This is a genomic window from Zoogloea oryzae, from assembly GCF_030161255.1.
GTDB classification, from domain to species: Bacteria; Pseudomonadota; Gammaproteobacteria; order Burkholderiales; family Rhodocyclaceae; genus Zoogloea; species Zoogloea oryzae.
In genome coordinates this window covers 1-12,604 of record NZ_BSPX01000071.1, presented here as the reverse complement: position 1 = coordinate 12,604, position 12,604 = coordinate 1, and the positions used below count along the sequence as shown (strand labels likewise).

Annotated in this window: 11 protein-coding genes and 1 pseudogene; 6 read left to right on the top strand and 6 right to left on the bottom strand. The window is 67.9% G+C overall.

The genetic code is table 11. The annotated features are described in order from the left end of the window. Positions 1-45: 45 nt before the first annotated feature. The 5 genes from QQK25_RS18315 to QQK25_RS18295 all read right to left on the bottom strand — a co-directional run bounded on the left by QQK25_RS18315 (position 46) and on the right by QQK25_RS18295 (position 6,582). Positions 46-1,353: a DUF3422 family protein gene (locus QQK25_RS18315; RefSeq protein ID WP_284189232.1), complete on the bottom strand. Its 1,308-nt coding sequence runs from the start codon at positions 1,351-1,353 to the stop codon at positions 46-48. A gap of 134 nt (positions 1,354-1,487) precedes the next feature. After that, on the bottom strand, positions 1,488-1,868 hold the full coding sequence (locus tag QQK25_RS18310; protein WP_284189231.1) for a hypothetical protein: 381 nt from the start codon (positions 1,866-1,868) through the stop codon (positions 1,488-1,490). A gap of 93 nt (positions 1,869-1,961) precedes the next feature. Beyond that, a complete protein-coding gene (gene fba, locus QQK25_RS18305; RefSeq protein WP_284189230.1) occupies positions 1,962-3,026 on the bottom strand; it encodes a class II fructose-bisphosphate aldolase in 1,065 nt (354 codons plus the stop codon). 120 nt (positions 3,027-3,146) lie between these two features. Beyond that, positions 3,147-4,592 carry a pyruvate kinase gene (gene pyk, locus QQK25_RS18300; RefSeq protein WP_284189229.1) on the bottom strand — a complete coding sequence of 482 codons (1,446 nt, stop codon included), beginning with the start codon at positions 4,590-4,592 and terminating at the stop codon, positions 3,147-3,149. Between the two features lie 43 nt (positions 4,593-4,635). Further along, the gene (locus tag QQK25_RS18295; protein ID WP_284189228.1) at positions 4,636-6,582 is read right to left on the bottom strand and encodes a CHASE domain-containing protein; all 1,947 of its coding nucleotides are present in this window, start codon (positions 6,580-6,582) and stop codon (positions 4,636-4,638) included. A 245-nt stretch (positions 6,583-6,827) separates the two neighbouring features. On the opposite strand from QQK25_RS18295, the gene rfbB reads away from it, so the two are divergent. The 6 genes and pseudogenes from rfbB to wecB all read left to right on the top strand — a co-directional run bounded on the left by rfbB (position 6,828) and on the right by wecB (position 11,933). Further along, positions 6,828-7,889, top strand: a complete 1,062-nt coding sequence (gene rfbB / locus QQK25_RS18290) for a dTDP-glucose 4,6-dehydratase (protein ID WP_284189227.1) — start codon at positions 6,828-6,830, stop codon at positions 7,887-7,889. A 71-nt stretch (positions 7,890-7,960) separates the two neighbouring features. Beyond that, a complete protein-coding gene (gene rfbD, locus QQK25_RS18285; RefSeq protein WP_284189226.1) occupies positions 7,961-8,854 on the top strand; it encodes a dTDP-4-dehydrorhamnose reductase in 894 nt (297 codons plus the stop codon). A gap of 4 nt (positions 8,855-8,858) precedes the next feature. Then, a pseudogene (locus tag QQK25_RS23665) lies at positions 8,859-9,235 on the top strand (four helix bundle protein). Continuing rightward, positions 9,232-10,146 (top strand): glucose-1-phosphate thymidylyltransferase RfbA, encoded by a 915-nt coding sequence (gene rfbA, locus QQK25_RS18270; RefSeq protein WP_284189225.1) that lies wholly within the window; start codon positions 9,232-9,234, stop codon positions 10,144-10,146. Before QQK25_RS23665 ends, rfbA begins: the two are co-directional and overlap by 4 nt. Positions 10,147-10,160: 14 nt before the next feature. Continuing rightward, entirely contained in the window at positions 10,161-10,715 is a 555-nt protein-coding gene (gene rfbC, locus QQK25_RS18265; protein WP_284189224.1) for a dTDP-4-dehydrorhamnose 3,5-epimerase, read from the top strand. Between the two features lie 111 nt (positions 10,716-10,826). Further along, complete coding sequence (gene wecB, locus QQK25_RS18260) at positions 10,827-11,933, top strand: non-hydrolyzing UDP-N-acetylglucosamine 2-epimerase (RefSeq protein WP_284189223.1); 1,107 nt, start codon at positions 10,827-10,829, stop codon at positions 11,931-11,933. A gap of 190 nt (positions 11,934-12,123) precedes the next feature. On the opposite strand, the gene QQK25_RS18255 is transcribed toward wecB, so the two are convergent. Then, positions 12,124-12,604 (bottom strand): hypothetical protein (locus QQK25_RS18255; RefSeq protein WP_284189222.1); only part of this gene is annotated, 481 nt, incomplete at its 5' end.

Below are 12,604 nucleotides of genomic sequence, written 5' to 3'. Positions count from 1 at the left end.
GAGGGGAGGGTGTGACGAGACGCGCACACCCTCCGCGGTGATGGGCTAGTGCCCGGCTTCGGCTTCGGCTTCGGCCAGGTGCTTGCGCATGCGGCGGGTGCCGAGGGCGACGATCAGGGCGATGACCGGGATGGCCGCGGCGGTGAGGCCTTCGGGCGTCAGCGGCTCGATCTGGTGCTTGACGCCCTTGGCGAGGTACTGGACGAGCTGAGAGGCGTAGTAGGTGATCGCCACCACCGACAGGCCCTCGACCGTTTCCTGCAGGTGCAGCTGGAGCTTGGCGCGGCGGTTCATCTGGGCCAGGAGCTCCTGGTTCTGGCGTTCGAGTTCGACCTCGACCCGGGTGCGCAGGAGCTGGCTGTTGCGGGCCACGCGGCTGGAGAGGTCCTCCTGCCGGCGGGCCATGGTGACGCAGGTGTTCATGGCCGGCAGCAGGCGGCGTTCCATGAATTCGTGGAAGGTCGGCAGGCCGGAGATGCGCTGCTCGCGGAGTTCGGCGATGCGCTGCATCACCAGGCTGTGATAGGCCCGGGCGGCGCCGAAGCGGAAGGTGGTGCGGGCCACCGAATGCTCGACCTCGGCGGCCATGGTGGTGAGGTCGGCGAGCACGCTGCGCTCATCCTCGGGCGTGCGGGCGGAGCCGGTGCGGTCCATGAGATCGGCGAGGCGCTGCTCGGCGGTGCCGATCATGCGGCCGACGTCCTTGGCCACCGGGAAGGCCAGCAGGGCCATCAGGCGGTAGGTCTCGATCTCGACGAGGCGCTGCACGGTGCGGCCCGACTGGCGGCGGGTGAGGGACACGTCGATCACCAGGAAGCGCGAGAAGCCGTCTTCGAACAGGAAGTCTGTGAACACCCAGGCGGCGCCGTCGGCCACCTTGGCGCCGACCATCTGGGTGCCGGTGGGCGACAGCTTGGCCATCACGCTCTCGGGCGTCACTTCGGCGGCGGAGCGCAGCTCGACATGGGTGGCGACGATGAGCTTGCCGGGCATCTGGCGCAGCCAGTCCTGGGGCACCACGGCGAGGGCCGAGGTGCTGCCGTCCAGCCCTTCGCCGCGGGCCACCGGGCGGAAGAAGGTGTAGCTGGAGAACTCGTTGTGGAGTTCCCACTTGAGCTGGAAAGTGCCGAAGTCGATCAGCCGGTGGCTGCCTTCGGCGTCGATGGCCTGGCCGAGACGGGTGCCCAGGTCGATCAGGTGCGCGAGCGCGGCGCCGGCGGGCTCGCCGTTGTGGTGCATGGCGAGGTAGCTGATCAGCGTCGGGCTTTCCAGCGGCACCGGCGGGCGGGCGTGGAATTCGTCGTTGAGGGCCTGGCGCAGGTCGTGCTCGGCGAAGTAGTCGGGCAGGGTCATGGTGTCAGGTGAACGGCGCGGGCCGCGAGGCGTGATCGGGCAGCCATCTTGCCGTTACGGCAGATGGGCTGGCAAGGTCGGGGAAACCCGCGCCCGTGGCGGGTGTCACAGCTTGTTGTTGCGGTGCAACATAATCAGCGGATCAGGAGCAGCCCGAGGGTGCCGAGGAGGCCGGCGGCGAGCACCACGAAGCCGATGCCGAGCTGGCGCACGCGGCTGCGGAGCTCTTCGGTGGCGCGGATGAGTTCGGCGTTCTGGGTGGCGAGGGCGGCGAGGAGTTCGGCGCTCTCCTGCTGGCGGGCGCCCACGTCGGCGAGGCGGGCGTCGAGGGCGTCGATGCGTTCGCCGAAGGACGGCGCGCTGCTGGCAGGGGCTTCGGGCGGGGCGGGCTGTGTAGCTTCGCGCTTGCCGACCTTCTGCCACAGCTTGCGGGCGCCCTGGGCGAGCTCGGGCGCCTTGGCGATGACGTCGGTCCAGGGGATGGCGCTGAACAGGGCGGACCAGGGCACGGGCATCGGGGAATGTCTCCAGAAAATGAAACAGGGCCGGAAATCTCCGGCCCTGAGTGTGACACGCGGCGGTGGGCGAAGTGCCCGGCTCGGCCTGGCTTAGCGGATGACCTGGTTCAGGGCGCCGCTCTTGTAGGCTGCGGCGATCTTGTCGAGGCTGATCGGCTTGATCTTGCTGGCGTTGCCTGCGGTGCCGAAGGCTTCGAAGCGGGCCTTGCAGACCAGCTTGGCGGCCTCGCGGGCCGGCTTGAGGAACTCGCGCGGGTCGAACTTGGAGGGGTTCTCGACGAAGAACTTTCGGATCGCGCCGGTCATGGCGAGACGGATGTCGGTGTCGATGTTGATCTTGCGCACGCCGTACTTGATGCCGCGGACGATCTCTTCGACCGGCACGCCGTAGGTTTCCTTCATGTCGCCGCCGTACTCGCGGATGATCTCGAGGAGATCCTGCGGCACCGAGGAGGAGCCGTGCATCACCAGATGGGTGTTGGGGATGCGGGCGTTGATTTCCTTGATGCGCTCGATGGCGAGGATGTCGCCGGTGGGCTTGCGGGTGAACTTGTAGGCGCCGTGGCTGGTGCCGATGGCGATGGCCAGGGCGTCCACGTTGGTCTGGCGGACGAAGTCGGCGGCCTGGTCGGGGTCGGTCAGCATCTGGGAGTGATCCAGCGTGCCTTCGGCGCCGATGCCGTCTTCTTCGCCGGCCTGGCCGGTTTCGAGGGAGCCGAGGCAGCCCAGCTCGCCTTCGACGCTCACGCCGATGGCGTGGGACATCTCGACGACGCGGCGGGTGACGTCCACGTTGTATTCATAGGAGGACGGGGTCTTGCCGTCTTCCATCAGGGATCCGTCCATCATCACCGACGAGAAGCCGGAGCGGATGGCGCCCATGCAGATGGCGGGGGACTGGCCGTGGTCCTGGTGCATCACGACCGGGATGTGCGGGTAGGCTTCGACGGCGGCGTCGATCAGGTGACGCAGGAAGGCTTCGCCGGCGTATTTGCGGGCGCCGGCGCTGGCCTGCATGATCACCGGGCTGTCGGTTTCCGCAGCCGCTTCCATGATGGCCTGGACTTGTTCGAGGTTGTTGACGTTGAACGCGGGCAGTCCGTAGCCGTTTTCGGCGGCGTGGTCGAGAAGCTGACGCATGGAAACGAGGGACATGTGTTTTCTCCGGTGGCCGGTGAGCCCGGCCGGGTGTAGGCGTAAAAAACCGAATTCTAGCGTGCCGGCATGCCGACTGCGAACCCGGCCGGAGCAAGATTTGCTTGTTGGCGTTACCGGTTACACGATACCCGGCTTGGGCGTGTCGCCGACGCGGACGATCTTCATGGTGTTGGTGCCGCCGGCAGCGCCGATCGGTTCGCCGATGGTGAGCACGATGAGGTCGCCGTAGGTGACCACGCCCTGCTCCAGCAGGATCTGCTCGGCTTCCCACAGCAGCACGTCGCGGTCGGCGTGGATCTGGGACATCAGCAGCGGGTAGACCTCGCGGTAGAGCGTCATCTGGTTGCGGGCGGAGGTTTCGGGGGTGAGGGCGTAGATCGGCACGCCGCTGTTGAGGCGGCTCATCCACAGGGCGGTGGAGCCGGTTTGCGTGAGGGACGCGATGGCCTTCACCTTGAGGTGGTAGGCGGTCCACATGGCGGCCATGGCGATGGACTGGTCGATGCGCGTGAAGATGCGGTCGAGGAAGTCGCGGTCCATCGTGACCTCGGCGGACTTCTCGGCCTCCAGGCAGATGCGCGCCATGGATTCGACCACCTCGATGGGGAACTTGCCGGAGGCGGTCTCGGCGGAGAGCATCACCGCGTCGGTGCCGTCCAGCACCGCGTTGGCCACGTCGGAGACTTCGGCGCGGGTGGGCACCGGGCTCAGGATCATGGATTCCATCATCTGGGTGGCGGTGATGGTGAGCTTGTTGCGCTCCCGGGCGAGCCGGATCATGCGCTTCTGCAGGGCCGGCACGGCGGCGTCGCCCACTTCGACGGCCAGGTCGCCCCGGGCCACCATGATGCCGTCGGAGGCGTCGAGGATCTCCTCGAGGTTGGCGACGGCTTCGGTGCGTTCGATCTTGGCGATCAGCACCGCGCTGCTGCCGGCGGCACGCAGCAGCTGGCGGGCCATGTACATGTCGGCCGAGCCCTTGGGGAAGGAGATGGCGACGAAATCCACGCCGATCTGGGCGGCGGTCTTGATGTCGTCCATGTCCTTGGCGGTGAGGGCCGGCGCCGTGAGGCCGCCGCCCTGGCGGTTGATGCCCTTGTTGTTGGAGAGCTCGCCGCCGACCTTCACGCGGGTGTGGATCTCGTGGCCGAGCACGCGCTCGACGCCCAGCTTGAGCCGGCCGTCGTCGAGCAGCAGCACGTCGCCGGGCTTCACGTCGCGGGGCAGATCCTTGTAATCGAGGCCGACCCGGTTGGCGTCGCCCAGGCCGGTCATGGCGGCGTCGAGGATGAAGGGCGCGTCCTTGACGAGGGTGATCTTGCCCTCCTCGAACTTGCCGACGCGGATCTTGGGGCCCTGCATGTCGGCCAGGATGCCCACCGGGCGGCCGGCGAGCAGCGAGGCCTCGCGGATCTGGCCGGCGCGGCGGATGTGGTCTTCGGCGGTGCCGTGGGAGAAGTTGAGGCGCACCACATCCACGCCCGATTGAACCAGGCGCTCGAGGGTGGCGAGATCGGAGGAGGCGGGGCCGAGGGTGGCGACGATCTTGGTGTGGCGGGACATGGGGTCTCCGGTTGGACTGGACGCGTGGGTGAATGACGGGATTCTATGCGTTCCCGGGGGGGATGCGGGCAGGAAGGTCGGTCTTGCTGCGTCCCGCGGCCTTGGCCTGGTACATGGCGGCGTCGGCGTGGCGGGTGAGGGTTTCGATGTCGGTGCCGTCGCCGGGGTAGAGGGCGATGCCGATGCTCACCGAGATGCGCTGCTCGGTGCCTTCAAGGGTGAAGGGGTGGCTGACGGCCTGACGGATCTTGTCGGCGACGGCTTCGGCTTCGTCGGGGCCGTGGATGTCGTGGAGCAGGATCATGAACTCGTCGCCCCCCTGGCGGGCGAGCAGGTCGCTGGCCCGCAGGGCGTGCAGCATGCGGCGCGCGGCTTCGATCAACAGGGCGTCGCCGGCAGCGTGACCGAGGGTGTCGTTCACCTCCTTGAAGCGGTCGAGATCGAGGAACAGCAGCGCGAAGCGGGTGCGGTGGCGCATCGCCAGCAGCAGGCTGGTGTTCATCTGGTCGAGGAACTGGGCCCGGTTGGCCAGCCCGGTGAGGGCGTCGTGGGTGGCCAGGTAGTGGATGCGCTGCTCGGAGGCCTTGCGTTCGGAGATGTCGGTGATGGTCAGGATGGCACCCTGCAGGTTGCCGGCGGCGTCCAGGTGCGGCGCATCGGTGACGATGGCGGTGAGCAGGCTGCCGTCGGCCCGGCGTAGCTCCTGCTCGTAGGTGGCGGCCTTGCCCTGGCGCAGCCGGGTGGCCAGCGCCAGCACGCGGGGCGGATCGGCGGCCGGCCACAGGCTGTCGAGGCGCCGGTCGATGAGGTAGCCGTCCGGGTAGCCCAGCAGGGTGTTGAGGCGCGGGTTGAGGAAGGTGAAGCGCAGATCCTGGTCAAGGGAGGCGATGCCGTCGTGGGAGAGATTGACCAGCGCGCTGTAGCGGGCTTCGCTGGCGCGCAGGGAGGCGCTGGTCCGGTCAAGGGCGATGGCGTGCTGGCGGGCCGCGGTGAAGGACACCGCCAGCAGCACGAACAGGGCACCGATCAGCACCACGGCGGTCTTCTCGGCCGTTGCGCTGCCGCGCCCCCGGGCCAGCTGGGGCGCTTCGTCGAAGATCAGCGTCCATACCCGGTTGTCCAGTTCGAGCACCGCCTTGCGCGTCAGGCCCTTGCCGTCGGCGGTGCGTTTCGGGTCGCTGTCGAAGAGCAGTGCGGCCGGTTCTTCCCCGTGGCCGTCGTAGATGCGGATGCGGCTGGTCGACTCGCCGAGGGTGCCGACGATCAGGTCGCCGAGCCGGAATGGGGCATAGACCCAGCCAACGAAGGCCTGGGCGCGCTGGGCCGGGGTTTCGAGGCGCGCGCCTGTGCGGAACACCGGCAGATAGAGCAGCACGCCGGCCTGGACGTCGGTGGTGGTTTCCTGAACCAGCCGCACCTTGCCCGACAGCGCAGGCACGCCGAGAAGCCGGGCGCGCTCCATCGCCTCGCGGCGCACCGGTTCCGAATACATGTCGTAGCCGAAGGCGCGCTGGTTGCGCCAGTCGAAGGGTTCGAGATAGACGATCGCGCTGTAGATGTCGCGCCTGCCCGGCGGGCTGATCCGGTAATCGGGGAAGCCTTCGGCGCGCACCCGCTGCTCGTGGCTCGCCAGTTGCGCCGCCGGCACCTGCATCGCGAAGCCGACGCCCTGGATGCCGGCGAAGTCGGCCTGAAGGCGCAGCCCGGCGACGTAATCCCGCCATTCGGTGCGGGTCACCTCCTGGGACGCCGCAAACAGCGCCCGGGCGCCGCGCAGTACCTGCCGATAGGCCTTGAAGCGCTCCTCGATCTTCAGCGTGATCTCGTTGGTCTCGAGGACGAAGGCGCTTTCCCGCCCGGCCCGGTTGGCTTCGTCGATCCGCTGGATGGCCAGCCAGCCCACCGTGATCGACAGCAGCAATGACACGACGGCCGGGACGAAGACCTCCCGCAGCAGGCCTTGCGGATCCGCCCCGATGAATTTCATCATGCTCTGCCAGCCTCTCTCGCGCCAAAACAGCGGATTGCGCTTGAAAACCCACTCCGACGCTTATAACGGCACGAGATGGCAGGAGTTTGATCCCCGCGCCCAAACTGCCTGCCGATGTCCTTCAAGGCGCGTCCAGCCTGACCCGGCGTGGCCTGAAGTGTCATAATCCCCCACCTTCCGGCGCGGCTGGCGGCCTCTGGTGGCCAGGCCGCTCGCGCCATGATCAGCTTTTCCAAGGATTTTCGATGATTCTCGTTACCGGCGGTGCCGGCTTTATCGGTGCAAACTTTGTCCTCGACTGGCTGCGCGTGAGCGACGAGCCGGTGGTGAACCTCGACGCCCTCACCTACGCGGGCAACCTGGAGAACCTCGCTTCCCTCAAGGGCGACGCGCGCCACCTCTTCGTGCAGGGCGACATCTGCGACCGCGCCCTCATCGACCGCCTGCTCGCCCAGCACCAGCCCCGGGCCATCGTCCATTTTGCCGCCGAGAGCCACGTGGATCGCAGCATCCACGGCCCGGGCGATTTCATCCGCACCAACGTCAACGGCACCTTCACCCTGCTGGAGGCCGCCCGCGGCTACTGGATGGGGCTCGATGCCGACGCGAAGGCCGCCTTCCGCTTCCATCACGTGAGCACCGACGAGGTTTATGGTTCCCTCGGCCCCAACGATCCGGCCTTCACCGAGACCAAGACCTACGAGCCCAACAGCCCGTACTCCGCCAGCAAGGCTGCGTCGGATCACCTCGTGCGCGCCTGGCACCACACCTACGGCCTGCCGGTCACCACCAGCAACTGCTCCAACAACTACGGCCCGTATCACTTCCCGGAAAAGCTCATCCCGCTGATGATCGCCAACGCGCTCGCCGGCAAGCCGCTGCCGGTGTATGGCGACGGCCAGCAGATCCGCGACTGGCTGTACGTCACCGACCACTGCAGCGCCATCCGCGCCATCCTCGCCACCGGCAAGCCGGGCGAGGTGTACAACGTGGGCGGCTGGAACGAGAAGCCCAACATCGAGATCGTGCACACCCTGTGCGCGCTCCTCGACGAGCTCAAGCCCGACGCCGCCGGCAGCTACAGCCGCCTCATCACCTACGTCACCGACCGCCCCGGCCACGACCGCCGCTACGCCATCGATGCCCGCAAGATCGAGCGCGAGCTCGGCTGGCGCCCCGCCGAGACCTTTGAAACCGGAATCCGCAAGACCGTCGAGTGGTATCTCGCCAACCAGGAATGGGTCGCCCACGTGCAAAGCGGCGCCTACCGCGAGTGGGTCGAGAAGAACTACGAGAGCCGCAGCTGAATTGTGCCCGCGCGACGGGGAAGACCCGTCGCGCCCCACTCCCCAATTCCCTCTTCCCGACGCCCACCCCCATGAAGATCCTTCTCCTCGGCAAGAACGGCCAGGTCGGCTGGGAGCTCCAGCGCAGCCTCGCCCCCCTCGGTGAAGTCATCGCCCTCGACCACGACGGCGCTCCCGGCCTCTCCGGCGACTTCGCCCAGCCGGAGAGCCTCGCCGCCACCGTGCGCGACGTGGCCCCGGACCTCATCGTCAATGCCGCCGCCCACACCGCCGTCGATAAGGCCGAGAGCGAACCCGAGCTCGCCCGCGCCATCAACGCGCTCGCCCCCGGCGTGCTCGCCCGCGAAGCCGCGGCGCTCGGCGCGCTGCTGGTGCATTACTCCACCGACTACGTCTTCGACGGCAGCGGCAACGCTCCGTGGGTCGAGGACGCGCCCACCGGCCCGCTGTCGGTGTACGGCGCCACCAAGCGCGAGGGCGAACAGCTGATCCGCGACAGTGGCTGCCGCCACCTGATCTTCCGCACCAGCTGGGTGTACGCCGCCCGCGGCGGCAACTTTGCCAAGACCATGCTCAAGCTCGCCGCGGAGCGCGACGCCCTCACCATCATCGACGACCAGCACGGCGCCCCCACCGGCGCCGAGCTGCTGGCGGACGTCACCGCCCACGCCGCCCGGATGACCCTCGTGAGCCCCGATCTCGCCGGCACCTACCACCTCGCCGCCGGCGGCGAGACCACCTGGCACGGCTACGCCCGCCACGTCATCGAGTTCGCCCGCGCCCGCGGTGTGGCGATCAAGGTCGCCCCGGACGCCATCCGCCCGGTGCCCACCAGCGCCTTCCCGACCCCCGCCAAGCGCCCGGCCAACTCCCGCCTCGACACCCGCAAGCTCCAGCAGGCCTTCGGCCTCGTGCTGCCCCCATGGCAAAGCGGCGTCGAGCGGATGCTCAACGAGATTCTCTGAGGCAATGGTCAGTGGGGAGTGGGAAGTGGGCGGGAGACCGCACGAACGGCTGGACGCGTGGCGGCAGGGCATGCTGCTCGTGAAGGCGGTTTATGGGCTGTCGGCCTGCTTCCCCGGCGATGAACGTTTCGGGCTGACCGAGCAGATGCGCCGCGCCGCCGTTTCCATTCCCTGCAACCTCGCCGAGGGTCGGCGCGCAGTGGTGCCAGGGAGTACGCCCACTTCATCTCCGTTGCCCGCGGCTCGCTTGCCGAACTCACCACGCAGATCCAGATCGCCGGGATGCTTGGCTATCTGGACGACACCACCGAAATCCTGAACCTTACCGACCACGTTGGCCGCTTGCTGACGGGTCTCTACCGAAAATGGAGCGCCCAATGAGCCCCCCACTTCCCACTTCCCATTCGTCCCTTACCCGAAAGGGCATCATCCTCGCCGGTGGCTCCGGCACCCGGCTGCACCCGGCCACGCTGGCCGTCTCCAAGCAGCTGATCCCGGTTTACGACAAGCCGATGATCTACTACCCCCTCAGCACCCTGATGCTGGCGGGCATCCGCGACATCCTCATCATCTCCACCCCGCAAGACACGCCGCGCTTCGAGCAGCTGCTGGGCGATGGCAGCCAGTGGGGCCTCAACCTGCAGTACGCCGTCCAGCCCAGCCCGGACGGCCTCGCCCAGGCCTTCATCATCGGCGCCGACTTCGTGGGCAACAACCCCAGCGCCCTGGTGCTGGGCGACAACCTCTTCTACGGCCATGACTTCGCCAGCGGCCTGCGTGCGGCCAGCGCCCGGGCCGACGGCGCCACCGTCTTCGCCTACCCGGTGCACGACCCCGAGCGCTACGGCGTGGTCGAGTTCGACGACAAGGGCCAGGCCGTCAGCCTCGAAGAAAAACCCAAGCAGCCCAAGAGCCGCTACGCCGTCACCGGCCTGTACTTCTACGACAACCGCGTCGTGGACGTCGCCCGCAACACCAAGCCCAGCGACCGGGGCGAGCTCGAGATCACCGACGTGAACCGCCAGTATCTCGACTGGGGCGCGCTCGATGTGCAGGTGATGGGCCGCGGCCACGCCTGGCTCGACACCGGCACCCACGAGAGCCTGCTCGAAGCCAGCCTCTTCATCCAGACCATCGAGAAGCGCCAGGGCCTCAAGATCGCGTGTCCGGAAGAGATCGCCTGGCGCGCCGGCTGGATCGGTGCCGAGCAACTCCAGAAGCTCGCCGCGCCGCTCGCCAAGAACGGCTACGGCCAGTACCTGCTGCGCATCCTCGACGAAAAAGTCTTTTAACCGAGCGAGTTCCGATGAACGTCATTCAAACCGCCATCCCCGACCTGCTGATCCTCGAACCCAAGCTCTTCGGCGACGCCCGCGGCTTCTTCATGGAGAGCTTCAACGCCAAGGCTTTCCAGGCGGCCACGGGGCTCGACGTGCACTTCGTGCAGGACAACCACTCCCGCTCTGCCAAGGGCGTGCTGCGCGGCCTGCACTACCAGATCGAGCAGGCCCAGGGAAAGCTCGTGCGCGTGGTGCGCGGCAGCGTCTTCGATGTGGCGGTGGATCTGCGCAGGTCGTCGGCCACCTTCGGCCAGTGGGTCGGCGTGGAGCTCTCTGAAGAGAACAACCGCCAGTTCTGGATTCCGCCGGGCTTTGCCCACGGTTTCCTGGTCACCAGCGATTCGGCGGATTTCCTCTACAAGACCACCGACTACTACGCCCCGCAGTTCGAGCGCAGCCTGGCCTGGAACGACCCGACCGTCGGCGTCGAGTGGCCGCTGCACCTGCTGGACGGCGCGCCACTGCTGTCGGCCAAGGACGTGGCCGGCAAGCCGCTCGCCGAGTGCGAGACCTTCGCCTGATCCGGCCCTGGCTTTCGGGGCCGCCTGCGCCAATCTGACAATTATTTCTTCGTCTTGCCCAGGCCGGGCGCGCGATAATGCGCGCCTGTCATTCTGCCCGTGGAGCCCCGCATGTCCCGTTCGCTGATCTACCTCGTTGCCGGCGCGCGTCCCAATTTCATGAAGATCGCCCCGATCGTGCGCGCCCTGCAGGCCCGTGCCGACCGCTTCGAGTTCAAGATCATCCACACCGGCCAGCACTACGACCGGGAGATGAGCGACGTCTTCTTCGACGAGCTGGGCATCCCCAAGCCGGATTACCACCTGGAAGCCGGCGGCGGCAGCCACGCCACGCAAACCGCCAAGATCATGGTGGCCTTCGAGGAGATCTGCCAGAAGGCCCGCCCCGACTGCGTGCTGGTGGTGGGTGATGTGAACTCCACGCTGGCCTGCTCCATCGACGCCAAGAAGCTCGACATTCCGGTCGCCCACGTGGAGGCCGGCCTGCGTAGCGGCGACATGCGCATGCCCGAGGAAATCAACCGTCTCGTCACCGACAGCATCTCCGACTGGTTCTTCTGCACCGAACCCGCCGGCGTGGATAACCTGCTGCGTGAAGGCAAGGGCAAGGACGTGGTCTTCCATGTGGGCCACGTGATGGTCGACAACCTGCTCTTCCAGCGCGACAAGCTCGACGCCTCCGACAAGTCGGGCATGGACACCGAAGCCATCAAGGCCCAATACCCCAGGTACGGCGTGGTCACGCTGCACCGCCCGTCCAACGTGGACGACGAGGCCAACCTGCGCGGCATCGCCGGCGCCCTGCGTCAGATCGCCGCCGACCTGCCGCTGATCTTCCCGGTGCACCCGCGCACCCGCGGCAACCTCGAGAAGTTCGGGCTCGACCTGGGCCCCAACGTGGTGCTCACCAAGCCCCAGTCGTACATGGAATTCCTCAACCTGTGGAAGGACGCCGCGCTGATCATGACCGACAGCGGCGGCCTGCAGGAAGAAACCACCGCCCTCGGCATCCCCTGCCTCACCCTGCGCGAGAACACCGAGCGCCCGGTGACCATCGACGAAGGCAGTAACGTGCTGGTGGGCACCGATCCGGCGCGCATCCTCGCCGAAGCCGCCAAGGTGCTGGCCGGCCAGGGCAAGCACGGCTGCCGCCCGCTGCTTTGGGACGGCAAGGCCGCCGAGCGGATCGTCGCCGATCTGGATCGCCTGCTGCCCTGAGGTTGCCAGCCCCGTTCAGGGGTGTTGTATTTGAAACGGCGGATGTTGCGAAGGCAACGCCCGCCGTTTTTACGTTCATGCGATTCAAACGAAGCCGATCCTGTAGGTCGGACTTCAGTCCGACAGCGCGCGTCCCGTCAGGCGCCGTTTTGTCGGACTGAAGTCCGACCTACAGGGCCGCCGGCGCTCCTCACGCCTTGTGCAGCCGCACGTCCACCTCGCCGATGCGCCCTTCGGGCTCCGGCGCGCCGAGGGTGAGGCCCAGCTCCAGTTCGCCCCGCACCACGCAGCGGGCTACGCCCAGTTGCCAGCCGGGGGCGGCCGGGTCGAGGTTGCGGGTGATGCTGGCGAGGCTCACCTGCGGCTTGGCGAGGCGTAGCGCGAGGCGCGGCGGGGCGCCGGATAGCTCGATCACGTTGATCTCCGCAAAGGCTGCCAGCACCGCGGCCACGCTGCTGGCGAGGAGCGCGTCGGCGCTGGCGATGTCCTTCGCCCAGGTGCGCAGTTCCAGGTCGATCCAGCCGCTGCGGCGCTCCCGGTAGCCGGCGCTGGGGGCGCCGCGGGTGCGTGCCTGCACCGGGCCGGGTGGTTCGCGGAAGAAGCGCAGCGTGCGGCCGTCCAGCAGCCAGGCGTCGCCAGCGGCGAGGATGCGGCCCGGCGGGCAATGGACC

Coding starts and splice junctions, on each gene's coding strand:
- wecB (WP_284189223.1), top strand. CDS start 10,827: ATGTCCCGTTCGCTGATCTACCTCGTTGCCGGCGCGCGTCCCAATTTC.
- QQK25_RS18310 (WP_284189231.1), bottom strand. CDS start 1,868: ATGCCCGTGCCCTGGTCCGCCCTGTTCAGCGCCATCCCCTGGACCGAC.
- fba (WP_284189230.1), bottom strand. CDS start 3,026: ATGTCCCTCGTTTCCATGCGTCAGCTTCTCGACCACGCCGCCGAAAAC.
- rfbC (WP_284189224.1), top strand. CDS start 10,161: ATGAACGTCATTCAAACCGCCATCCCCGACCTGCTGATCCTCGAACCC.
- QQK25_RS18295 (WP_284189228.1), bottom strand. CDS start 6,582: ATGATGAAATTCATCGGGGCGGATCCGCAAGGCCTGCTGCGGGAGGTC.
- pyk (WP_284189229.1), bottom strand. CDS start 4,592: ATGTCCCGCCACACCAAGATCGTCGCCACCCTCGGCCCCGCCTCCTCC.
- rfbD (WP_284189226.1), top strand. CDS start 7,961: ATGAAGATCCTTCTCCTCGGCAAGAACGGCCAGGTCGGCTGGGAGCTC.
- rfbB (WP_284189227.1), top strand. CDS start 6,828: ATGATTCTCGTTACCGGCGGTGCCGGCTTTATCGGTGCAAACTTTGTC.
- rfbA (WP_284189225.1), top strand. CDS start 9,232: ATGAGCCCCCCACTTCCCACTTCCCATTCGTCCCTTACCCGAAAGGGC.
- QQK25_RS18315 (WP_284189232.1), bottom strand. CDS start 1,353: ATGACCCTGCCCGACTACTTCGCCGAGCACGACCTGCGCCAGGCCCTC.